This window comes from Janthinobacterium sp. C22 (assembly GCF_057919405.1).
Window position 1 is genome coordinate 5285041 of record NZ_CP193659.1, and the last position, 23396, is coordinate 5308436.

General features: G+C 66.3%; 21 protein-coding genes and 1 pseudogene. 1 reads left to right on the forward strand and 21 read right to left on the reverse strand.

Translation table 11 applies throughout. The features are described 5' to 3' along the window. Nucleotides 1-35: 35 nt before the first annotated feature. From ACRHIG_RS24670 to ACRHIG_RS24720, 11 genes and pseudogenes are all read right to left on the reverse strand, one after another. Nucleotides 36-581 carry an LOG family protein gene (locus tag ACRHIG_RS24670; RefSeq protein ID WP_489630869.1) on the reverse strand — a complete coding sequence of 182 codons (546 nt, stop codon included), beginning with the start codon at nucleotides 579-581 and terminating at the stop codon, nucleotides 36-38. A gap of 11 nt (nucleotides 582-592) precedes the next feature. After that, complete coding sequence (locus ACRHIG_RS24675; protein WP_489628218.1) at nucleotides 593-1366, reverse strand: hypothetical protein; 774 nt, start codon at nucleotides 1364-1366, stop codon at nucleotides 593-595. Between the two features lie 41 nt (nucleotides 1367-1407). Next, on the reverse strand, nucleotides 1408-2079 hold the full coding sequence (locus ACRHIG_RS24680) for a TetR/AcrR family transcriptional regulator (RefSeq protein WP_034758777.1): 672 nt from the start codon (nucleotides 2077-2079) through the stop codon (nucleotides 1408-1410). Beyond that, nucleotides 2012-2785, reverse strand: coding sequence for a phasin family protein (locus tag ACRHIG_RS24685; RefSeq protein ID WP_489628219.1), 774 nt, complete (start codon nucleotides 2783-2785; stop codon nucleotides 2012-2014). The genes ACRHIG_RS24680 and ACRHIG_RS24685 overlap by 68 nt, the downstream gene beginning before the upstream one ends. A 152-nt stretch (nucleotides 2786-2937) precedes the next feature. Beyond that, nucleotides 2938-6573 (reverse strand): annotated as a pseudogene (locus ACRHIG_RS24690) (EAL domain-containing protein). Nucleotides 6574-6874: 301 nt separating this feature from the next. Further along, entirely contained in the window at nucleotides 6875-7831 is a 957-nt protein-coding gene (locus tag ACRHIG_RS24695; RefSeq protein ID WP_489628220.1) for an alpha/beta fold hydrolase, read from the reverse strand. Next, nucleotides 7828-9468 carry a GMC family oxidoreductase gene (locus ACRHIG_RS24700; protein WP_489628221.1) on the reverse strand — a complete coding sequence of 547 codons (1641 nt, stop codon included), beginning with the start codon at nucleotides 9466-9468 and terminating at the stop codon, nucleotides 7828-7830. The genes ACRHIG_RS24695 and ACRHIG_RS24700 overlap by 4 nt, the downstream gene beginning before the upstream one ends. A gap of 7 nt (nucleotides 9469-9475) precedes the next feature. Continuing rightward, nucleotides 9476-10003: a hypothetical protein gene (locus ACRHIG_RS24705; RefSeq protein WP_489628222.1), complete on the reverse strand. Its 528-nt coding sequence runs from the start codon at nucleotides 10001-10003 to the stop codon at nucleotides 9476-9478. Between the two features lie 72 nt (nucleotides 10004-10075). After that, on the reverse strand, nucleotides 10076-11269 hold the full coding sequence (locus tag ACRHIG_RS24710; RefSeq protein WP_489628223.1) for an MFS transporter: 1194 nt from the start codon (nucleotides 11267-11269) through the stop codon (nucleotides 10076-10078). A 90-nt stretch (nucleotides 11270-11359) separates the two neighbouring features. After that, the gene (locus ACRHIG_RS24715; RefSeq protein WP_489628224.1) at nucleotides 11360-12262 is read right to left on the reverse strand and encodes a LysR substrate-binding domain-containing protein; all 903 of its coding nucleotides are present in this window, start codon (nucleotides 12260-12262) and stop codon (nucleotides 11360-11362) included. Further along, nucleotides 12259-13032: an RNA methyltransferase gene (locus tag ACRHIG_RS24720; RefSeq protein ID WP_489628225.1), complete on the reverse strand. Its 774-nt coding sequence runs from the start codon at nucleotides 13030-13032 to the stop codon at nucleotides 12259-12261. The genes ACRHIG_RS24715 and ACRHIG_RS24720 overlap by 4 nt, the downstream gene beginning before the upstream one ends. A 195-nt stretch (nucleotides 13033-13227) precedes the next feature. Between ACRHIG_RS24720 and ACRHIG_RS24725 the strand changes: the two genes are divergently transcribed. After that, the gene (locus tag ACRHIG_RS24725; RefSeq protein WP_475413728.1) at nucleotides 13228-14007 is read left to right on the forward strand and encodes an inositol monophosphatase family protein; all 780 of its coding nucleotides are present in this window, start codon (nucleotides 13228-13230) and stop codon (nucleotides 14005-14007) included. A gap of 71 nt (nucleotides 14008-14078) precedes the next feature. On the opposite strand, the gene ACRHIG_RS24730 is transcribed toward ACRHIG_RS24725, so the two are convergent. From ACRHIG_RS24730 to ACRHIG_RS24775, 10 genes are all read right to left on the reverse strand, one after another. After that, complete coding sequence (locus tag ACRHIG_RS24730) at nucleotides 14079-15011, reverse strand: type II secretion system F family protein (protein ID WP_489630870.1); 933 nt, start codon at nucleotides 15009-15011, stop codon at nucleotides 14079-14081. 27 nt (nucleotides 15012-15038) lie between these two features. Further along, nucleotides 15039-16007, reverse strand: coding sequence for a type II secretion system F family protein (locus tag ACRHIG_RS24735; RefSeq protein WP_489628226.1), 969 nt, complete (start codon nucleotides 16005-16007; stop codon nucleotides 15039-15041). Nucleotides 16008-16013: 6 nt separating this feature from the next. Further along, nucleotides 16014-17360 (reverse strand): TadA family conjugal transfer-associated ATPase, encoded by a 1347-nt coding sequence (locus tag ACRHIG_RS24740; protein WP_475413730.1) that lies wholly within the window; start codon nucleotides 17358-17360, stop codon nucleotides 16014-16016. 63 nt (nucleotides 17361-17423) lie between these two features. Next, the gene (locus ACRHIG_RS24745; RefSeq protein WP_489628227.1) at nucleotides 17424-18584 is read right to left on the reverse strand and encodes a CpaE/TadZ family protein; all 1161 of its coding nucleotides are present in this window, start codon (nucleotides 18582-18584) and stop codon (nucleotides 17424-17426) included. Between the two features lie 37 nt (nucleotides 18585-18621). After that, entirely contained in the window at nucleotides 18622-18894 is a 273-nt protein-coding gene (locus tag ACRHIG_RS24750) for a hypothetical protein (protein ID WP_489628228.1), read from the reverse strand. Between the two features lie 9 nt (nucleotides 18895-18903). Continuing rightward, nucleotides 18904-20418 carry a type II and III secretion system protein family protein gene (locus ACRHIG_RS24755; RefSeq protein WP_489628229.1) on the reverse strand — a complete coding sequence of 505 codons (1515 nt, stop codon included), beginning with the start codon at nucleotides 20416-20418 and terminating at the stop codon, nucleotides 18904-18906. Nucleotides 20419-20443: 25 nt separating this feature from the next. Continuing rightward, nucleotides 20444-21271, reverse strand: a complete 828-nt coding sequence (gene cpaB / locus ACRHIG_RS24760; protein WP_489628230.1) for a Flp pilus assembly protein CpaB — start codon at nucleotides 21269-21271, stop codon at nucleotides 20444-20446. Between the two features lie 42 nt (nucleotides 21272-21313). Further along, nucleotides 21314-21874: an A24 family peptidase gene (locus ACRHIG_RS24765; RefSeq protein WP_489628231.1), complete on the reverse strand. Its 561-nt coding sequence runs from the start codon at nucleotides 21872-21874 to the stop codon at nucleotides 21314-21316. A 116-nt stretch (nucleotides 21875-21990) separates the two neighbouring features. Further along, on the reverse strand, nucleotides 21991-22164 hold the full coding sequence (locus ACRHIG_RS24770; protein WP_070304077.1) for a Flp family type IVb pilin: 174 nt from the start codon (nucleotides 22162-22164) through the stop codon (nucleotides 21991-21993). A 204-nt stretch (nucleotides 22165-22368) separates the two neighbouring features. After that, nucleotides 22369-23058 (reverse strand): LuxR C-terminal-related transcriptional regulator, encoded by a 690-nt coding sequence (locus tag ACRHIG_RS24775; protein ID WP_489628232.1) that lies wholly within the window; start codon nucleotides 23056-23058, stop codon nucleotides 22369-22371. Between the last annotated feature and the right edge of the window lie 338 nt (nucleotides 23059-23396).

The window sequence follows — 23396 nt, forward strand, 5'->3', positions numbered from 1 at the left end:
GCCGGCAAGGATCGCGGTGCCAGGCAAAAACGGAATTACGGCGCACACTCCTTCAGACGCAGCACCAGCGCTGCAGGATCGGCGTCGGCATTCAGGAACGCCGCGTGCTGCGGGCGGATGAAGCCCTGCTCCTTGCCGTTTTGCACAAAGGCGATCAAGCCGTCATAAAAACGGTCGACATTGAGCAAGCCGATGGGCTTGGCGTGCAAGCCCAGCTGGGCCCACGTGAGCATCTCGAACAGCTCTTCCAGCGTGCCATAGCCGCCGGGCATGGCGATGAAGGCATCGGACAGGCTGGCCATCATCGCCTTGCGCTCATGCATATCCTTCACGATGAACTGGCGCGTCAAGCCCATGTGGCCCACTTCGCGCTCCACCAGCTGGGTGGGAATCACGCCCGTCACCTCGCCGCCCAGGCGCAGTACTTCATCGGCGATCACGCCCATCAAACCCACCTTGCCGCCGCCATACACGAGCGAGATATTTTCCGCCACCAGCACGCGCGCCAGTTCGCGCGCCGCCACGGCATAGTCCGGCGAGACGCCCGCGTTGGCGCCACAGTACACACATAAAGCCTTGATCACAGTAATCCCTAGCCTTTCAATTCATCGATCGCCGCCTCGACCTCGAGGCGTTCCTTGGCGTCCAGTGCCACGCACTGGGCCGCCTTTTCATACAGGGCCAGCGCTTCCGCCAGCTTTTTCTTTCCATCGAGCATATTCAACGCGCGCGCATATTCGCTGTGCGCCAGCGCCGAATGGGGCGTCAGGGCCAGCGCCGTCTTGAAGTGCTGGTAGCCGTCTTCCTTGTTGGCGCCGTAGGTCAGGCTGCCGATCATGGCGCCGACCTTGTCGATAATTTCCGTATGATAAATCCCAAACGCGATATGCGCTTCCGCATGCATGGGCGCCACCGTCATCGTGCGGTCCAGGCTGTTGCGCACGCGCGCCCCCATGCCCTGCGCCAGGGCCTTGACGACGGACGTGCCCAGCGCGTAGCGGCCCAGGCTGTAGGCATGCCAGTAGTAGCCGGCCGGATTGTCCGGCTGCTCGCTCTGCTGGCGCTCGCAGCGCTCGGCCACTTCTTCGTACATGTCGAGTTTCTGGCTGTCGTCCACTTCCAGGTGCGTGGCATAGATGCAGGTGGCCTTGTGCGCGACCGCATAGCCGGGCACGCCGACGGCCAGGCCCAGCTTCACGGCACGCTCGAAGTCGCCCGCATGGAAGGCCAGCCAGGCCTGCAGCAGCGCCGGGTGCGTGGGAAACGGTTCCACGTCGCCCGCATGCAGGCGCGACCAGGCCGCTTCCAGGGATTGCGGCGTGTAGACATATGCAGCGTCCGGATAGGGAAATTGTTGCCAAGCCATATCTCTCTCCTGTAAATGACGACGCGGCGCCAGCAGCCGTGTCAGTCGTTCTTGAGTTTGGTCACATACTCTTCCGACAGTTTGCGAAACAGCAAATGCGTTTCATTGCGCAAATAGGGCCCGATCAGGGACAGCACCTGGTAGCAGCCGCGCGCCAGCGCATCGGACATCGATTGCTGCTCGCTGTACTTGCGCGGGTTGCGCACGTACTCGTACGACAGCCAGTAGGTGGCGACGACGACCATATTCGTCGCCATGGCAGCCACTTCCATGTCCGACGCCTCGAGCGACTGTTCGCTGCGCAAATCTTCGCACAGCTGCGTGGCCACCTTGATCTTGTGGGCCAGGATCAGCTTGAAGTGCAATTCCAGCTTGCGGTTGCGCGACAACAAATCGTTGAGGTCGCGATAGAAAAAGCGGTAGCGCCAGATCAGTTCGAACATCAGGTGCAGGTACAGCCAGACGTCCTCGATATTCGAGCGGCGCCCGTCGGGCACGGTGAGGATGCGTTCGATTTCCGCCTCGAACTGGACGAAGATCGAGTTGACGATGTCGTCCTTGTTACGGAAGTGGTAATACAGGTTTCCCGGCGAAATGTTCATCTCTTCCGCAATCACGGTCGTCGTGATATTCGGCTCACCAAACTCATTGAACAGGCGCAGCGACAACTCCAGGATGCGTTCGCGGGTACGGCGTGGTGCTTTTTGTAGCATGGCGGGCAATCTCTCTGTGTTCTGCCTCAAGCATACCACCTAAGATAGCCGTAATGAAACACTCCGCCCCATGGCGCCGGCGAATAAGGCAGACAAAAAAAGCCTGCGCAAGCAGGCTGGAGGAATGCTGCGCCAGCTCAGGCGGCCGGCGCTTTTTCTTCGGCGCCGGCCTGGCGGCGAGTTTGCCAGCGGGTTTGTTCACCGGCTTGCTCGCGGGCTTGGCCGGGGCCTTGGCGACGGCTGTTTTCGGCGCTGTTTTCGGCGCCGCCTTCACGGCGGGCTTGGCCACGGCCTTCGGCTTGGCCGCCGGCGCGGCCTTGGCCGACAGCGCCGCCACCTGCACGTTCAAGGCATCGATCCTCGCGTGCAGCGCGGCGATATCGTGTTGCATGGGCACGCCGATGGTGGCCAGCGCCCGCGCCACGCGCTCTTCAAACACCTGTTCCAGCTTGTCCCAGGAACCGCTGGCCTGCTTGCCCACGCCGTCGGCCAGCTTGCCGACGCTGCCGCTGACATCGGCCACCTTGTCTTCGGCCCGCTTCTGGAATTCCGTGCCCTCCTTCACCAGCCGGGAAAACACGCGTCCGCCCTCTTCCTGCGCCTTGGCGAAGGCGCCCAGGCCCGCCTGCCAGATCTGCTGCGCGGACGAGCGCACGGCGCTCGCCAATTCCGTGTCTTCCGCCAGTTCCTTCAATTTCTTCACCATCGCCAGCTCCCGTCATGTGAAAGGCCATGCCACTTCATGGATATTTTTATTCTAGTGAGCAAAACTAGAGACGGGAGTCTAATTCGATAGCGAACTGCGCCCCAAGGTGCGCCAGCGCACGCGGCGGCCGGTCGCTTGCACGCGGCCAGCGCCTAAGCCGCCGCTTTCACGGGGCCATGCAGCAGCTTGTGCAGGCGGAAGCCTTCGCGGATATTCTCGCGCAGCACGGCGCCCTTCCACGGCTTGGTATAGAAGCGGTCGACGGCGCCGCGGTTGATGGCCGCCATGATGGGCGTCAGGTCGGCAAAGGCGGACAGCATGATGCGGAAGGTGTCGGGACACAGGTGCTTGACCCGCTCCATGAACTCGGTGCCGCTCATGAGCGGCATGCACTGGTCGCACAGGATCACCTGCACCTTGTGGCGCGCCAGGATATCGAAGCCCTCGGCGGCCGTCTGCGCCGTCAGGATGCGGTAGCCGTCCTGCGCCAGGAAGTCGCTGAGCACGTCGAGCATGAAGACGTCGTCGTCGACGATCAGCAAGGTTTGCTGCTCGTCGCCGCCATCATCCTGCGGCGCCTGCAGCTGCTTGCCTTTCATCAGCATCTGCTCGAATTCTTCCTGCGGCACGGGGCGGCTGAAATAATAGCCCTGCATCTCGTCGCAGCCGTGGCGCCGCAGATAGGCCAGCTGCGCATCGTTTTCCACGCCTTCGGCGATCACTTCCAGCTTCATGCTGTGCGCCATGCTGATGATGGCCAGCACGATGGCCGCGTCGTCCGGATTGCTGGTCACTTCGCGCACGAAGGCGATGTCGATCTTCAGCTTGTCGATGGGGAAGCGCTTCAAGTAGGCCAGGCTGGAATAGCCGGTGCCGAAATCATCGATGGAAATCTGGATGCCCAGCGCCTTCAGGTTGCGCAGCACGGCGATGGTTTCCTCGGCGTTCGACATCAGCGAGCTTTCCGTCAGCTCCAGCTCCAGCAGGTCGGGCGCGATATCGTGCTTGCGGATGGCCTTGAGCACCTCTTCTTCCAGACCGCCGACGAAGAACTGGATGCCCGACACGTTGACCGACAGGTGCACGGGGCCGATGCTGCTGGCGCCCCACTCGCTGATCTTCTTGCAGGCCTCGTCGAGCACCCAGTTACCGACGCGCACGATGAGCCCCGTTTCTTCCAGCAGGGGGATGAACAGGGCCGGCGAGACCATGCCGTGGCCGGGACGGCGCCAGCGTATCAGCGCCTCGGCGCCGCTGATGCGCCCCGAGATGATATTCACCTTGGGCTGGAAGAACAGCACGAATTCCTCGTTGTCGATGGCGCGCCGCAGGGCATTTTCCATGTCCAGCCGCGCCATCGATTGCGCGTTCATTTCCGCCGTGAAGAAGCGGAAGGCGTCGCGCCCCGCTTCCTTGGCGCGGTACATGGCCGTGTCGGCATATTGGATCAGGGTATCCGCATCGGCCGCGTCATCGGGGAACACGGAAATGCCGATGCTGACCGTCACCGTCACCTCGTGGCCCTGCAGCTCGAAGGGCTTGCGCATCGCCTCGCGGATCTTGTCGACCACGCCCACGGCATGCTGGGCGCCTTCGGGCAGCAGCAGGATGGTGGCAAATTCATCGCCGCCAAAGCGGCCGATGGTATCGCGCACGCGCAGGCAATCGACGAGGCGGCTGGAAAACTGGCGCAGCAGGTCGTCGCCGATGGTGTGGCCCAGGGTATCGTTGATATTCTTGAAGCGGTCGATGTCCATGAACAGCACGGCCACGGCCCACTGGTGCTCGGCCGCCTGGGCCAGCGAATGGGTCAGCGAGGCGTAGAACTGGCCGCGGTTCGGCAAGCCCGTCAAGGTATCGAAATGGGCCAGCTTCATCAGGCGCTGCTCGGCATCCTTGCGCTCGGTGATATCGCGCGCCACGGCCACCAGGATCCAGCTCTGCCCAGAGCGCAGGGTGCGCCGCTGCACTTCCACCGACAGGGGCGAGCCGTCCTTGCGCTGCAGCTGCAATTCCGTCATCGGGCCGCCCTGGTCGCCGGCCAGCAGCTTGTTGTACAGTTCTTCCAGCTGGGCTTCGCCCTCGTGCGCGCGGCCCGGCCCCACGCGCAGGAAATCCTCGCGCTCGAAACCGAGCATGCGGCAAGCCGTCTGGTTGACGTCGACGAAGCACATGCCGGCGCGGTCGACGAGGAAAATCGCATCGGCCGTGGCGTCCATCGCCAGGCGGAAGCGGCGCAAGTCTTCATCGAGGCGGATGCGCGCCGCCATGTCCAGGGTCAGCTGCTCGTGGTGGCGCTTGATCTCGTCGTACAGCAGCAGGTTGTCGTAGGCGACGGCGATCTGCGCCGCCACCGTGGCGGCGACGCGCTCGTCGACCTCGGAAAACTCGTTCGCCCCCAGCTTGTCGACCAGGTACAGCCAGCCGTGGCTGCGCTCGCGCGAAGCGATGGCCACGCCCAGGAAGGAATGCACGGGCGGATGCGTGTCGGGCAAGCCCAGCGCGCCAGGATCGCCCTTCAAGCCATTGACCCGGTAGGGCTGGCGCTGCTCCAGCAAGCGGTTCAAAATGCCCGTGCGCGGCGCGCTGGCGATGCGCTCGAGGTTTTTCTCGGCGCCGCACGAGGAAAAATAGCTGAGCTTCTCGGCGCCCTCTTCCAGCACGCCGATGCAGGCGTACTTGGAGACGCAGATATTCTGCGCCACCTTGCAGCCCGCCTCGATCAGGGCGCGCGGATCGCGTTCGGCGCCCAGCTCGATGCCGAGCTCGATCAGGGCCGTCAGGCGCAGGCTCACCGCCTGCAGGCTAGACAGCGAGCGCGACAGGCGCTCCGTCATGACGCCCAGGTCTTCGGGAAGGGCGGCCTGGCCCTCGCGCTGGCTGGCCAGCTGCGAAATCTGCTGGCTGCTCGATTCGAGTTCGTCGAGGTAGCCGCTGACCTGGTGCTCGATGCCGGCCAGCTTGCCCGTGGCGGGCAGGGCCGCACCGCCGCCGGCCTCCGGCGCCGCCGGCACCTGGACCACCGCCGGCATCAGTCCCAGCGCCTCGTTGACGGTGCGCACGATGACTTCCGGGTCGGACGGCTTGGGCAGCACCCAGCGCACGCCGCACGCCTGCGCCAGCAGGATCGCCTCCTGCTCGCGATAGGTGGCCGTATAAAAGATGATGGGCACGTCGGTCAGCGCCGGGTCGGCATGCACGCGCGTGACGAATTCGTAGCCGTCCATGTTCGGCATGAGGATATCGGAGATGATCAGGTCCGGCCGCTCGGTGCGCAGGATCTCCAGCGCGTCGGCGCCATTGGCCGCCTCCAGCAGGCGGTGGCCGCCGTAGCCCAGCAGCGCGGTGAGGAATTCGCGGTTCAGCACATGATCATCGACGATCAGGATGGTGGCTATGTCGTTTTTAACTGGCGTCGACGGCGCCCCGGGTAAAAGACTCCAGCTCCGCCACGAACAGGTCGGGCTCGATCGGCTTGCCGATGTAGCCGTTGAAACCGGCTTCGAGCAGGCGTTCGCGGTCGCCCACCATGGCCAGCGCCGTCACGGCCAGGGCCGGGATCTTGCGCAGCAACGGGTCTTTTTCAGTTCCGCCACCACGCCATAGCCATCGAGCTTGGGCAAATGCACGTCGCAGATGATCAAGTCCGGCAATTCGCTGCGCGCCATGCGCACGCCCTCTTCGCCGTCGTAGGCGGCCAGCGGCGTGTACCCGAAGGCACGCAGCAGGTACACCATCAATTCCATATTGGTGGCGTTATCTTCGATAATCAGTATACGTGCGGACAATTAGCGCCCCCAATAAAAACTGCATGGACTCATTTTCTGCCTGCGTTCAACTTTCCGCTTGCGCGGCCAACATAACAATCCTACAACATCTTGCCATATATCCAGAGAAATAGGTGGCCACCGGATGTCTGCGGAACGGGGCAAGCGGCCTCAAGAACAAATTTCCACGCCTGTCTTCCGGCATTAGCTTAATACAGTACGCCAGTGGAAAACAGCATTTTCTGTCCCTTGCTCTGTTAAACAAGAGCAACAGCAGAGTCAAAAGAGACAGTCTTGCCATGCAGACAAAACACAACAGGGCTCAGGCGAAATGGGAGGCCGAAGGGGGCTGCGCGACTTCGTCCTTGATAGTGATTTCCGCCAGCAGCTGGCGCAGCACGCGCGCATCGCTGGCCAGCGCCACGTGGCCGATGCCGCCGAAGGGCAGATTGCGCGCGCCGGGCAGCTGCGCGGACGCTTGCGGCGCGACGATATTGTCGTGATGCGAATAGATCGACGTGATCAGTGCGCGCAGCGCCGGCGTCTCGCTGGCGGCCAGCTGCGCCAGCCAGGCGTCCGGCGCGCCATCGACGCGGCTCATCTGGCGGGCATTCGCGCCCGCCGCCAGATCGGCCAGCGCCGTGCCGTGGTGCGGCGTGCCGATGGTGATGATGCGCGCCACGCGGGCCGCGCCATGGCGGCGCAGCCAGGCGCGCGCCACCAGGCCGCCCATGCTGTGGGCAACGAGAATCACGCGGTCGCTGCCCGTGCGCGCGCACAGCGCCTCGATGGCTTGCTCGACCTGCGGCACGAAGTCTTCGATGTCGGCGCCTATCGGTTCCAGGTCGACGCCGTCGTGCGCGATGCCGGCCCGCGCCAGCTGCCGGCTCAGTTTTGTCCAGTAGCCGCGGTTGCACACATAGCCGTGGATCAGCAGCACGGGCGGCCCCTGGCCGGTGACGGTGTCGGCCACGTACAGGCGCGGACGCAGCATGCCCCACGACGACGTCCACAGGGTGGCGCGCAGCTCGCCGAAAAACAGGCGCGCGGCGCCCCCGGCGCCCAGCTGGTATTGCGCCGGCACGGGGCTGCCGGCACGCCGGCTTTCCCAGAAGTTGCGCGCCACGATCAGCGCCCGCACGGCCAGCAGCATGGCGCCCGCCAGCAGCAGGGCCATGGCGGGCGAGGCGACGCCCCACGCGTGCATGGCCAGGTACGCAAAGCCCAGCACGGCCAGCACCTGCAGCAGCATCAGCCACTTGAGGATGCGCGCGATCATGCCGTGGCCGAGGCGGGCATGGGAACGGGCGCGGGTTTACCCGTCAGCTCCCGCGCCAGGCCGCTGGCCAGGCGCGCGGCCAGCGCATAGATCGTCAGTTGCGGATTGGCGCCGATCGAGGTGGGAAACAGCGAGCCGTCGTGCACGGACAGGTTGCGCACGCCGTGGTAGCGGCCGTCGGCGCCCGTCACGCCCAGGCGCGCATCGTCGGACATGGCGCAGCCGCCCATCACGTGGGCCGACACCATGCGCGCCAGCAGCGCCTGCATCGGCAAAGCGCCGATGGCCTGCTTCGCCTGCGTCCAGCTGGTGTAATGGCTGGCCATCTCGTGCACGGGATACACGCTCCTGGCGCCGGCGGCGAACTGGATTTCCGCCATCGACAGCAGCGCGCGCCGCACGCCATCCCAGATGAACGGCGTGAGCGGATAGTCGAGCACGGGCGCGCCGAAGCTGTCGATGGAGACGCTGCCGCCGACCGACTCATGGTGAAAGCCGTCGCGCAGCAGGGCCAGCAAGGCATGCGCATGGGGGAATGCGCGCATGGTGCGCGCGTGCTCGTCGCCGAAGCCGCCCATGGTGGTGGCCATCAGCAGCGGGTGCAAAGGCGGCGCCTCGAGCTTGTAACCGATGGGGCCGTCGATGGGCGCCGTGTGCAGGAAATGGTCGGAATAAATCGTCTGCGGCGCGCCCGCGTAGGCGTCGACGCGCTGCGGGAACAGGCCCGCCGACACCACCGTCGGATGCAAGAAGGTGCGCCGGCCCAGCAAGCCGTGCGGATCGGGCGCCTGCGAGCGCAGCAGCAGGGCCGGCGAATTGATGGCGCCGCCGGCCAGCACAAAGTGTTTGGCGCGCAGCGTCAGGCGCACGCCCGTGGGCGCCTGCCCGGCCGCGTCCAGCGCCGTCACCTGCAGGCTGTCGACGCGCTCGCCCTTGAAGGTAAAGCGCTCGGCGCGCGCATGCACGAGCAGGCCGGCGCCCAGCGCCAGCGCCGACGGAATCGTCGTCACCAGCATCGACTGCTTGGCATTCGTCGGGCAACCCATGCCGCAGTAGCCGAGGTTCCAGCAGCCGTTCACGTTGCGCCGGATGGCGGCCGTGGGTATGCCCAGCACCATGGCGCCACGGCGCAATAAATCGTTGTTTTCATTGGGCGGCGCGGCCCAGTCGCTCACGTGCAGGCGTTTTTCCATCATGGCGAACCACGGCGCCATGGCGTCCACCGAATAGCCGGACAAGCCAAAGTGCCGGCGCCAGTAATCGAGGGTGCCGGGCGGCGTGCGAAAACTCGAGGTCCAGTTGACGGTGGTCGAACCGCCCACCGTGCGCCCCTGCAGGATATTGATCGCCTTGTCGCGCGTCTTGCGCGCGGCCGATTCCTGGTACAGCGCGGGATAGGCATCCGCTTCGCGCATCTTGAAGTCCAGCGAGGACTTCAAGCCGCCCTCTTCGACGATCAGGACGGTCAAGCCGGCCAGCGCGAGGATTTCCGCCGTCACGCCGCCGCCGGCGCCGCTGCCGATGACGACGACGTCCGCCTCCAGGGTGCGGTCGGTGCTCAGGGTGCTGGCGTCGATGACGTTCCAGCCCGCCGCGACGCCGGCGGCGATGGGATCAGGAATGGGGGATGTGCTCATGGATGCCTTATGCGCTCAATTCGGGCAGCGGTCCCGGATAGCCGATGGCGGCCCACTGGGCGGCATCGGCATACCAGGCGCCGAGGATCAGGTCGTGCAGCGCCAGGTAGGCCGTCTGCAGGGTGGCCAGGCGGTGCGTGCGCCACGATTGCAGAAAGGCGGCCACCTGGGCCGGGTCGGCCCCGGGCCAGCCGCCTTTTACGCCGGCGACGAAGCGCCGCGCGGGCGCCAGCGCCAGCAAGCCGAACAGGTCCTGCACTTCCTGCTGCGCCGCCAGGGGCAAGCCATGGATGGCCGTGTCCACGCCGGCGATGGCGCCATCGAGCGCCGCGGCCCGCGCGGAGGCTTCCTGCGGCAGCGCGCTGCCCAGCATGGCCGGCACGATGGCCGCCAGCGCCGCGCGCGCCCCGCCGTCAAGCACGAAGCGCCCCGGCGGCGCCGGTCCGCGCACCAGGCGGTAGGCGGCGCCGCCGGCCGCCAGCGCACAGGCCCCAAACACGCCCAGCTTCAAAAACGATCTGCGTCGCATTCCCATGTCTCCCCTTGTCTTGTACCGCCTTTTGCAGGCCAGTGTACGCCAAAGGCAGCGCCGCGCCGCGCGCAAAAACTAGAGCGGGCCGTCTAGTTTGCGCGACTGGAAGCACAGCAGCAGCATGGCCAGCAGCGCCGCCAGCGCCCCGCCGATGGCGATGCCGGACAAGCCGAAGGCGACGATCAGCACACCGCCCAGCGCCCCGCCGGCAGCCGTGCCCGCATTGAAGGCGGCGATATTCAAGCCCGCCGCCACCGCGTCGCTGCCCGGGCAATGCTGCTGCGCCAGGCGCAGCAGCCGCATGGTCGACAGGGTCACGAGGGCAAAGAACAGCAAGCCCAGGGTACCGCACAGGGCCAGCATGGCCAGGGGATGCGTGCGCAGCGCATAAAACCCCAGCAGGTTGAGCGCCAGCGCGGCCAGGGCAAGCATGGTGCAGCGCAGGGCGTGGGGGCGGTCCGCGCACCAGCCGCCCAGCAGGTTGCCGCCGATGGCGCACGCGCCAAAGCACAGCATGGCGGCACTGAGCCAGCCCGCATCGAGCCCGCCCAGCTGCAGCAGGAACGGCGAGACATACGTGAAAAAGCTGAAGGTGGCCACGCTGACCAGCGCCGCCACGCTGGCCGCCAGCAGCAGGGGCGGCTGCAGGATGGCGCGCAGGCTGGCCAGGGCCGACGTGGCAGCAAGCTGCCGGCGCGCGGCCGGCATGGCGTAGCGCAAGCCTGCGCCGCCGCACAGGGCCAGCACGCCGATGGCCGTAAATACCCAGCGCCACGACGAGACGGCGCCCAGCCACGTCCCCAGCGGCACGCCGCCGGCCAGCGCCAGGGTCAGGCCCAGCCAGACGATGGACAGCGCCCGTCCCGCGCGTGACGGGTCGACCAGGCTGGTGGCCGCATGCGACGCGACGGCCATGAACACGCCATGCGCGAGGCCGACGGCAAAGCGCACACCCAGCAGCGCACCCAGCGCCGGCGCGGCCGCCATGGCCACGCTGCCGGCCGCCAGCACGAGCATGGTGGCCACCAGCACCTGGCGCACGGGCCGGCGCGCCAGCAGGGCCGTCAGCACGGGCGCGCCGATGGCCGCCCCCAGCGCATACGCGGCGATGGCGCCGCCGGCCGCCGCCACGCTGGCGTGCAAGTCGCGCGCCATGGGCGACAGCAGGCCGGCGGCGATGAATTCAGACAAGCCGAAGGCAAAGCTGCACAAGGACAGCCAATAAATGGAAGGAGGCAGCGCGCGGCTGCACGGCGAAACGTTGGACATGGCATTCCCGACAATCAAAAACGCCATGCTGGCCCCTGGGCCATCATCTGTAAAATATCTTATTTATCTTGAAACGAGACGCTTAAAGTCTTATTGAGCAGCGGACCGCCGCAATTGCGCCAGCAACCGCTCGCGCACGGCAGACGTGCGCCGCGGGTCCCACGCCATGTACAGGTCGAGCTGGCGCAAGGCCTCGGGCGCGCTGCTTGCCAGCGGCAGCATGACGACGCCGGCAGGCCTGGACGCCGCCAGGCTGGCCGGCAGCAGGGCCACGCCGAAGCCTGCCGCCACCAGCCCCAGCACCGTCTGCAAGCGGCGCGCCTGCTGCACCACGCGCGGCACGAAACCCGCATGCAGGCACAGGCTGGCCAGCTGGTCGTGGAAACCCTGGCCCAGCTCGCGCGGCGAGGCGACGAAATCGTCACCGGCCAGGTCAAGCAGGTCCACGCGCGCCTGGCCCGCGCAGCGGTGGTCCGACGGCAGCGCGATCACGATGTCTTCGCCGGACAGGCGCTCGAAGCGCAAGCCGGGCGTGCCGCGCCCGGGCGCGCGCAGCACGGCGATATCGACCTCGCCCCGTTCCAGCCACTCGACCTGCTGCTGCGTCGACGCTTCGCGCAAGGTGAATTGCACGGCGGGCGAGGCGGCGCGGAAGGCGCGCAAGGCGTCCAGCACGTGAGCGTACGGCGTGATGTGGATGAAACTGAGGCGCAAGTGCCCCTCGATGCCTTGGGCCACCCGGCGCGTGGCGGCCACGCCCTCTTCCAGGCTGGCCAGCACCTGGCGCGCCGTGGCCAGGAAAGCGTCCCCCGCCGGCGTCAGGCTGACCTTGCGGTTGGTGCGCTCGAATACGGGGTAGCCCAGCGCGTCTTCCAGGCGCAGGATCGCCTGCGACAGGGGCGGCTGCGCCATGTGCAGCCGTTCGGCCGCGCGGCGGAAATTGAGTTCCTCGGCGACGGCGATGAACTGGCGCAGCAGCCGCGTCTCGATCATGGGCCTTTTTTGGCGACCGCCAGGATATGCCGCGCGATGCCGCGCAGGATATTGACTTCTTCCGTCTCCAGCCCCGTGCGCGAAAACAGGCGTTTTAAACGGGGCATCAGCTTTTTCGGGTTGTCGGCGTCGAGGAAATCGATGGCCACCAGCGCCTGTTCCAGGTGCGCATACATGCCGTCGACCTGCGCCAGGCTGGCCGCGTCGCCATGGAAACCGACGGGGCTGGCCGCCCGGGCCTCGTCCGACGCATCGAGGGCCGCCACGCGGCATTCATAGGCCACGACCTGCGCCGCCTGCGACAGGTTCAGCGAGGAATACGCGGGATTGGCGGGAATGTTGATCAGCACATTGCACTGCTCGACGATCTCGTTGGGCAAGCCGAAGCGCTCGTTGCCGAAGATGACGGCCGCGTGCAGGTCCGTGCCGGCGGCCAGCTGGCCGGCGATGGCGCGCGGCGCCGTGACGGGCGGCGAGAACTCGCGCAGCCGGGCCGATACGGCCGCCGCGTAATTGCAGCCTTCGAGCGCCTCGGCGATCGAGCCGACGATGCGCGCGCCGGACAGGATATCCTGCGCACCGCTGGCGAAGGCCACCGCTTCCGCATCCGTCAAGGCGTCGGGAAAGCGGGGATTGACCAGCACCAGATCGGAAAAACCCATCGTTTTCATGGCGCGCGCGACGGCGCCAATGTTGCCAGAGCGACTAGTTTCGACAAGAATAAATCGCAGGCGTTTGAAAAGAGACGTGTTGATTTCGGGCAGATTCATTTAAAATAGCGCTATTGCGCGGTATCGATACAGGAAATTTCGGGAAACGGAGTCACAAAACGCTGACGCCAGGCCGGGATTTTAACCACTTCGGCACCGCTCCGCTCTTTAATTCATTCTTGCACTCTATCGTACCGGCGCCGCAAGGCGGCCATGGGCGGTCGCGTGCTTTTAACGGAAGCTCACATGCACCCAATGCTCAACACGGCGATCAAAGCCGCCCGCCGCGGCGCCGCCGTCATCAATCGCGCCTCTTTTGACCTCGACCGCGTCGTCGTCACGGAAAAACAACATAACGATTTCGTCACCGACGTCGACCAGGCGGCCGAACAAGCCATCATCGAGGTGCTGTCCAAGGCCTACCCGGACCACGCGTTCCTGGCCGAGGAATCGGGAGCTTCCGCCAACTCGCACGACGAGAATGAATATCAGTGGATCATCGACCCGATCGATGGCACCACCAACTTTATCCACGGCTTCCCGCAATACTGCATCTCGATCGCCCTCGCGCATCGCGGCGTCGTCACGCAAGCCGTCATCTACGATCCGGTCCGCAACGACCTGTTTACGGCCACCAAGGGCGCCGGCGCCTACCTGAACGAAAAACGCATCCGCGTCACCAAGCTCGACCGCATCTCGAACGCCATGCTGGGCACCGGCCACGGCGCCGGCCCGCGCGCGCTCGACGAATACCTGAAGATGTACCAGATCATGGCCGAACGCAGCCAGGGCGTGCGCAGTGCCGGCTCGGCAGCGCTGGACCTGGCCAACGTCGCTTGCGGCCGCCTGGACGGCTTCTACGAAAAAGGCTTGAAGCCTTGGGATATCGCCGCCGGCGCCCTGATGATCACGGAATCGGGCGGCATCGTCGGTGAATTTTCCGGCGAATCCGAATACCTGTACAAGGGCGACGTCATCGCCGCCAGCCCGAAGATCTTCGGCCAGATGATCACCCTGCTGGCGCCATTCGCCTGATCGCCAGGCGCGCCCTGATGTAGAAAAGCTGCCGGAGGAAACTCCGGCAGCTTTTTTGCCCTGGCCAGCCCTCAGCCGCCCCGCATGGCCGGCAGCAGCACGCGGTAAATCTGCAGGAACGCCGGTCCCATCAGCACCACCATCAGCGACGGGAAGATAAAAAAGATCAGCGGAAACAGCAGCTTGAGGGCGATCCTGGCCGCCGTTTCCTCGGCGCGCTGGCGCCGCTTGGTGCGCAGCTGGTCGGACTGCACACGTAGCGACGCGGCGATGCTCGTGCCGAAGCGCTCGGCCTGGATCAGCAGAGTCACCAGCGCGTCCACATCTTCCACCCCGGTGCGCAGGGCCAGGTTGCGCAAGGCCTTGTCCTTGGCGCTGCCGGCGCGCAGTTCCAGCGTCACCAGTTGCAGCTCTTCGGCCAGGACCGCGCTTTTCAAGCCGATTTCCTGCGCCACGCGCGCCAGCGCCGCATCCATGGCCAGCCCCGCTTCGACGCACACCGTCATCAGGTCCAGCGCATCGGGAAAGGTTTCGAACACTTCGCGCTGGCGCTGTTTCAGGCAATGCGACAGCCAGAGATTGGGCAGGTAATAGCCGAGGGCCGCCGCCGCGACCAGCCACAACAGCATATTCTGCCCGCCGTGGCGCAGCAGGAAGTACGCCAGCAGCGGCAAGCCCACGGACAAGGCCGTCTTGGCCGCGTAAAACAGCGCGGGCGCGGCCTGGCTGCGCCAGCCGGCATGGACGAAGCGGCTGCGGATGGGCGAACTTTCCCAGCCCTCGTCGGGCAGCGACAGCCTGGCCAGCGGGCGCGTCAGGCTGACGGCATGCGCCAGCCAGCGCCGCCTGGCATGGCGCCCGCTATCGCCAGCGGCGCCGGCGTCGCCCAGCGCCTGCAGCCGCTCCTGCACGGCGCTGCCGGCGACCATGCGCAGCACCAGCAAGGCCAGCGCGAAAACGATCAGGAACAGCAGGCCCAGCAAAGCCAGCTGCGCCACGCTCATGCCGCTCATCGTGTTTTTTCTTTCATGTCACACCCGGATATGGATAATTTTTCTGATGCAGAGCACGCCAACCATCAGCAAGCCCAGCGCCACGCCGACCATCTTGCGCCCGCCCCCATCCGTGTACAGCACGGCGATAAACTGCGGATTCATCACGTGCATCATCAGCGCCGCGCCGAACGGCAGCAGGCCCAGGACCCAGGCCGACATGCGCCCTTCGGCCGACAGTACGCGCACCTGTCCCAGCAATTTCAGGCGGTCGCGGATGATGGCGCTGATGCTGCCCAGCAATTCAGTCAGGTTGCCGCCCGTTTCGCGCTGGATCAGCACGGCGATGACGACATAGCGCAAGTCCGTGCTGGGCACGCGCGCGGCCAGGTTGCCCAGCGCATCGGCCATCGCGACGCCGAAACTGACTTCGTCGAACACGGCGCGAAATTCCTCGGCCAGCGGCCCCGTCATCTCCTCGCCCACCATTTTCAGGGCGGTGGGAAAGGCATGGCCGGCGCGCATGGCGCGGCCCATCAGGTCGAGCGCATCCGGCAACTGCTGCTCGATGCGCACCAGCCGCCGGCTCCTGGCGCGGCGCACCAGCAGATACGGCAGCATGGCGCCGCCCGCGCCCAGGCCCAGGCGCACATACCAGGGCAGGGGCAGCGCGCCGGCCAGCAGCAGACCCACCGCCGCGCCGAGTACGCAATAGCCGAGGAAACCGGCCACGAGCCAGCGCATGCCCGCCTGCAGCAATAGCTGCTCGATGCGCCGCGCGCCGGGCAATCCCTCCAGCACGCCTTGCAGGAAGGGATGGACGCTCAGCGGACGCTGCTTGGTGATCGACAGCGCCTGTTCGCCATCACTGGCCGTATACATGGCTTGCAGGCGCCGCGCCACGCGCGCCGCGCCCGGCCCCCGCGCCGCCTGCCACGCCAGCCAGGCGCCAGCCACGAGCAGCAGGACGGCCAGGAAAATCAACAGATACACAAGGTAGGAAAGCATGGCGGGTCAGCGTCCCGCCGCCGTGGGTTCGAACAGCGAGGCCGGCACGCCGATGCCAAAGCTGTTCAGGCGCTCGAGGAAGCGCGGGCGGATGCCGCTGGCCGAAAAATGCCCGACCACCGCGCCGCCCTCGGCCACGCCCGTCTGCCGGAAACTGAAGATTTCCTGCATCGTGATGACCTCCCCTTCCATGCCCGTGATTTCCTGGATCGACGTCACCTTGCGCTTGCCGTCGATCAGGCGCGACACTTGCACCACCACCGACACGGCCGAGCTGATCTGCTGCCGGATAGCCTTGCTGGGCAGGTTGGCCGCCGCCATGCTGATCATGTTTTCCAGCCGCGTCAGCGCGTCGCGCGGCGTGTTGGCGTGGATGGTGGCCATCGAGCCTTCGTGGCCCGTGTTCATGGCGCCCAGCATGTCGAGCGCCTCGGCACCGCGCACCTCGCCCAGGATGATGCGGTCGGGGCGCATGCGCAGCGCATTGCGCACCAGCGCGCGCTGGCTCACTTCGCCCTTGCCTTCGATATTCGCGGGCCGCGTTTCCAGCCGCACCACGTGCGGCTGCTGTAATTGCAGTTCGGCCGCGTCTTCCACCGTGACGATGCGTTCGGTATTGCCGATAAAGCCGGAAATCACGTTGAGCATGGTGGTCTTGCCGCTGCCCGTGCCGCCGGAAATGAGGATGTTCATCTTCGCCTTGCCCAGGCCCTGCAGCACCTCGGCCATCTCCGCCGTCATGCTGCGGTAGGCGACCAGGTCGGCCAGGCGCAGCGGATCGACGGAAAAGCGCCGGATCGACATCACGGGGCCGTCGATGGCCAGCGGCGGGATGATGGCGTTGACGCGCGAACCGTCGGGCAGGCGCGCATCGACCATGGGGCTCGATTCGTCGATGCGCCGGCCCACGCGCGAGACGATCTTGTCGATGATTTTCATCAGGTGGGCGTCATCGTCGAAACTGACGTCGGTCAGCTCCAGCCGGCCGCCGCGCTCCACATAGACCTGCTGGTGGCCGTTGACGAGGATGTCCGACACGCCGGCGTCCGACAGCAGGGTTTCCAGCGGGCCGAAGCCCAGCATCTCGTGCTGGATGTCGCGCGTCAGGCTCCTGCGCTCGGCCTCGTTGATGACCACCGCCTCCTCGTCCAGCAAGCGCTCGACCAGGGCGCGCAATTCTTCGCGGATGCGCTCCTGCGACAGGCGCTGCATGCTTTCCAGGTCGACCCGTTCGAGCAGCAGGCCATGGATGCGCAGCTTGAGGTCGCGGTAGCCGCGGTTGTCGATGGCCGCCATGCGTTGCGGCGCGAGCGCGGCGATCTTGGCGCTGCCGAGCCGTTCGCGGATGGACAAGGCGGCGATGGGGGAACCAGCCATGAAATGCTCCTGTTCTATGATATGGATCAAGCGCGTGAATCAGGCGCGCCGCAGGACGCGGCCCAGCCAGCCCTGGCGCGCCGTGCCGGCCGCGCCGCCGGCCAGGCTGGCGGCGAATTCCTGCAGCGAGCGGGTGATCGGGCTGGCTTTGTCGAGCTGTAAAATCGGCACGCCCTGGTTGACCGAGGCGGCCGCCGAGGCGTAGTGATTCGGCACCGTGCGGTAGACGGACGTGCCATACGCCGCTTCCAGGTCGCGCAGGCGGATCTCGCCGCCCTTGTCGTGGCGGTTGACGATGATATGCACCTTGTCACTGGCGTATTCGAGCGAGCGGAACATGCCCAGCAGGCGCTTGCCGTCGCGGATGTAGGGCAAGGTCGCCTGCAGCACGGGAAAGATCATGTCGGCGTGGTCCAGCGCGCGCACGCTGACGGCGTCGAGGTTGCGGCCCACGTCGAGCACGATGAAATCGTATTGGCGCCTGGCCTGCCGGATGATGGCGTCGATGTGTTCGGGCGCCACTTCGCTGGCGTGGGCCGGGTCCTCGGGCGCGGCCAGCACGCTGTAGTTGGGCAGGATGTGCAGCATGCTCGATCCCAGGAACGAGGAATCGAGCCGGTGGATGTCGCGCGTGACGTCCGACAGCGTGGCCAGCGGCTTGTGCTCGGAGACGAACAGCGAGGCGTCGCCAAAATGCAGGTTCATGTCGATCAGGGCCACGCGCTGCTGGCCGCCGGCGGCCAGCGCATAACCGAGGTTGCTGGCGATGAAGGTGGCGCCGCTGCCGCCCTTGCACGAGATGAAGGCCAGCACCTTGCCATGGCCATGCTCGCGCCGCTCCAGCTTTTCCTCGATGCGTTCGAGCGCCGCATACAGGCTGGCTGGCGCGGCGGGAAACGGCAGCACGTCGCGCACGCCCGCGCGCATGGCCTGCAACAGGAATTCGGGCGGCTGCTGGTGGCACAGCACGATGAAGGCCATGCGCGGATGCAGGTTGCTGAGGCGCTCGATGGCGGCCAGGTCGGCGCCGTCGTTCGACGGGCGGTCGAAGATCAGCACGTCGGGCGGCGACGGCGCCGCCTGCAGCGGTTCGAGCGTTTCGCCGCCCGCGCTGATCTCGTCGAGCCGGTTGCGGCCGCGCAGCAGCTGGCCCAGCGCGGACAGCGTTTTTTCATCCCTGGAATTGATGGCGATTTTCACGATAGGCCTTGCTGGTTCTGTGATGACGGTGCCAGGCTCACTTGCGCGCCCCGACGCCGATGGTGAAGGCGGCCGCTTGCGGCGCGGGCGCGGCAAAGCTTTTCTGGTACGCCGCGTAGGCGGCCTGGGCGGCCTTGCCGTCCATGCCGGCCACGGGGTCGCGGTTCGCGCCCGCCTGCGGCGACAGCACTTGGCGCTGGCGCAGTTGCGCGACGCTGTGGCCGAACTGGCGGTCCAGGTTCGGGGTGGCGGCGCAGCCGCTGGCGGCCAGCGCGGCCAGCAGTAGGGGAAGGAAAACGGCATGCTGCATGATGGGCTCCTATTGAATGTCCGGGCCGGCCGGCGCTGACTGCGTGGCCGCTTCCTGCCGCGGCCGTGGCGCGGCGGCGCCTTCCATTTTTCCCTGCAAGAAGAACTCGCCGCGGCTGGGTGCCACATAGGCATCGGTCGGCAGCACGATCTCACTGTCGAGCGGCTTGACCAGGTGCGGCGTGATGATGAAGACGAGTTCCGTGCGGTCCGTCTGGAAATCGCTGCTGCGGAACAGCGCGCCCAGCACGGGAATCTCGCCCAGGAAGGGCAAGGCCTTGATATTGGTCGTCACATTGTTCTTGATCAAACCGCCGACGGCAAAACTCTGGCCGTCGAACAGCTGCACCGTCGTGGTGGTGCGCCGCGTGGTAAAGGCCGGCAGCACCGCGTTGGCGGCGGCGCCCCCGCCGGTGGTGATGCCGATGCCTTCGCGGTTCAGCTCCGACACTTCCGGCGCCACCTTCAGGTTGATGCGTCCGCCTTCCAGCACGGTGGGCGTGAACTTGACGGCAATGCCGAATTCCTTTTCCTCCAGCGTGATCTTGTTGGTGGTGCTGTCTTGCGCGACCGGAATGAAAATCTTGCCGCCCGCGAGGAAACTGGCTTCCTGGCCACTGATGGCCATGATGTTCGGTTCGGCCAGCACCTTGACCAGGCCGTCGCGCTTTTGCGCATCGAGCGTGAGACCGTTGCCATTCTTGCCGTTGACGGCGCCCAGCTGGCTGGGGTGGCCGCTAAGCAGGTTCGACAGCAGGCCGTAGCTCCAGTTGCCGCGCGTGCCGCTGATGCCCACGCTCGCGCCCAGCTGGTCGACCAGGGTCTTCGACACTTCGGCGATCTTCACTTCCAGCATGACCTGCTGCGGCGCCGCGACCGTCAGCATATTGATGACCTTGACGCCGGCGGCGGCATTGGCAGTGCTGGCGGCACCGTCGGCCGGCGCCGCCGCTTCGCCCGCGCCGCGCTGGGCATAGGCTTGCGCCATCTCAAGGATCTGGCTGGCCTTGACGCTGTCGCTGACCTGCCCCGACAGCACGATGCTGCCGCCGGCCGCGCCCGCCTTGACGGCGTGTTCGCCGGGGAAGACATAGGCCAGCTGCGCCTGCAAGCCCTCGACATCGATCTCGACTTCAATATCGACGATCACGGGGCGCTGCTGCCGGTCCCACAGGATCAGGTTGGTGCTGCCCGGGGCCAGGCCCCAGACGAACAGCTGGCTGGACGAGCCCAGCATCCTGGCGCCGGCCACGCGGGGATCGTTGACGGCGATCTGCGACACCGGCAGGCTCAGACTGCGCAAGGTGGACTTGCCCACGGCGATGCGCACGGGCGCGCCCAGGCGGGCGATATCGGCGCCCAGCGACATGGGCGGCGCCGCGACGGGCGTCATGACGGCCTGCCGGGAAGGCGCCGCCGCGCCGGCGCCGCCGGGCCAGGCCAGGCCCGCCGCCGCGCCGCCCAAGGCCAGGGTCAAGGCCAGGCGCATGCCCGCACCCGGGGCGTGCTTACTAAATGTGTTCATCGATCATCCTTGCTTGCCTGCTGATTTAAAATTGCTGGACGCTGGTATCCATGCCCTTGATGACGGTGACGCTGTCGCGCGCGGCAGCGCGTGCCGGGGCCGCCGGGCGCCGCGCCGCGCGCACGGGCGCTGCCGCCGGCGCCTTCAATTCCAGCAGCGACTCCTTGGTGGCGCCGCCCGTGTCGGCGGGCGCCGGATCGACCTGGTTGCGCAGCACCAGCGACAGGCTGCCCACGCTGCGCGCCAGGTCCAGCTTTTCCACCTGCTCCGGCGTCAGCTCCAGGGTCACGGCATTGACCACCTTGGGCTTGTTGTCGTCGCGGCCGGACTCCTGCGCCACGGCCAGCACCAGGATGCGTTCCAGCACGATCTTTGAAATGGCCAGCGGCCCGCCGCCCGCGGGCCTGGCACGGTCATCCTGCGTATGCACGAGAATGTCGACGAAGTTGCCCGGCAGCGCGAAGCCGGCCACGCCCACCACGTCGTTGACGCGCACGGTCATGGCGCGCTTGCCGGCAGCGACGATGGCCGACAGGCCACCGGTGGCGCCAGGCGGCGCGAGCTTGCTTTCCAGTACAGGCTCGCCCCTGCTGACGGCACTGCGCGTGATGCGCCCGTCCAGCGCGCCGGCCTCGCCAAACGCCCCCGGCGGCAGGGCGCCCGCCGGCCAGTCCATGCCGCGCAGCATGGCCGGCGTCACCTTCGCGCCCACGCCGATATCGACCAGCGCGACCATCACCGTCTGGCTGGCCGGCGCGCCCTGCCCTGACATCCAGCGCGCCGCCGCCAGCACGGCGCCGCCCGCCATCAGCAACGCCAGCAACAGCACGATCGCAACGCGGCTATTTCTCATGATTTATCCTCTTGGTAAAACTTGGGTTTCCGGACGGGCACATCATGCAAACCCGCCAGCCGCCAGGGCCAGCCAGATGGCGGTGCCGGCGGCAATGGCGATCGCGTACGGCAGGCTGCCGCTTGGCAGCGCGGGCGCGCCGACCTGCGGCGCCTCGCCTGCCGCGGCGCGCAGCCAGCCTTGCAGCAGCAATTGGCGGGCATTGGCCAACGTCTGGCGCAGCGTGCCCTGGCACAGGGCGACGGCCAGCGCCAGCACGCCGCCAGCAAGCAGGCTGCACAGCACGACAGACACGGCGGGGCGCGGACCGACAAAGGCGCCCACCATCGCCATCAGCTTGACGTCGCCCGCGCCCAGCGCCTTCAGCGCATACATGGGCAGCAGCAAGCCCAGGCCGACGGCCAGGCCGCCCAAGGCCAGCCACGGCCCGGCCGGCGTCAGCCCGGGCAACGCCAGGCTGTTGAGCAGCACGCCGAGCAAGGCGCCGGAAAATACCAGGCGGTTGGGAATGCGCCGGCGGCGCGCGTCATGCCAGACAGCGGCGGCCAGCAGCCCCCACAAGACTATGGCGGGGCTGAACGTCCAGAAAGAATGAGGGTCCATCGTGTACCTGATGCAAGCCGAGCGCATGACGGCATGCGCATCGTTGGGCGGGAAGCCGGCAGGCCGGTGCGCATGGGCAACCGGCCTGCCGGGGTGCGGCGCGGTGGGCAGGGGTGTTAGATCGCCGCGCCCGTCAACTTGGTGCCGATGGCCTTGAAGGCGCCATCGAGGCCGGTGGTGAAATAGCCGACGGCCGTGACCAGTGCGGCCGCCACCAGCGCGGCGATCAGCGCATATTCGATGGCGGTCACGCCATCTTCTTCGGCGATAAAGTTTTTAATGCAATTCATATTATTCCCTTTCAGGTCAAGTTTTAAACATGATAAAAACTGAAAATACAGTCTGAAAATAAAAACATTCACCTTGTTTTTATTTGCCAATTTCTGATGCGTGTATTTTATATAAACAAACATTAAATCGAATCAGAGAAAAGTCATTTTATGCGCAGTACAAACCATCTTAATTTTTTGTCTATAATCAGGACATATGTACTGTCATTCCGCGTGGACGGGCTCGGCCAGCCGGTTGCGGGTGGCGTACACATATAATTCCAGGCGGTTGGTGACATCGAGCTTGCTGTAGATCGATGTCAGATGATTGCGCAAGGTTTGCTCCGAGATAAAAGCGCGCTGGGCTATCGCACGGTTCAGCGCGCCATTTCCTTCCACCATCATGGCGACGATCTTGCGCTCCTTCAGCGTCAGCCTGGCGATCCGCTGTTCTTCCGGATCGGGCGCCGCTTCCGGCTTGTTCAGCACGCCCAGCATGCTGTCGAGCAACGCCGGATCCAGGCACAACTCGCCCTGATGCAGGCGGACGATGGCGTCGACCATTTGCTTGACGGGCGTCTCCTTGCCCACCACCGCGCGCGCGCCGCTGCGCACGGCGCGCCCGCATGCGGCCTGGTCCTGCGTGCCGCGAAACAGCAATGCCCGCGAGACGCCATTGCCGAGCAGCTGCGGCAGATAATCGATGGCGCAGGCGTCGCCGCAGCCCAGATCGGCGTCGAGCACGATGACGTCGGGACACAGGGTCCGGGCCAGCAGCAGCGCGCCGTCGATCTCGGTGGCGCTGGCCACCACCTGCATTGCCGGCTGGGCGCCGGCGAGCAGCTGCTCCAGTCCCCACAGCCAGGTCTTGTGGTCCGACACCAGCATGACGCGTATGACATTTTTTGTTGACATGCTTTACCTCTTAACGTGTAGCCCATTCCCTTCGGGGAATGTTGTTGATCCGAATCGGGTTGCCTACGTCGTCCGCGCGCGCCTCCGCAGCCGCGCGCAGGGGAGGAAGTCATGGGGGCACGAAGGAAGAGGCGCCGGGCCGGCACGCGCAAACGCGGTGCGTGACCCACGCCGGCGGGCGCCGCACGCCGGGCGCGTGCCGATGGATGGTCAGCGCGGCCAGGGCGGGCGGGCCGCCGGCGCGCCATCGCTGCTGCCACCGCTGCTGTTGCTTACATTGCAGCATGTTTATTGCTTCACCTTGCACAACAAGTCCTTGCCTGCACGCAGGACAATCC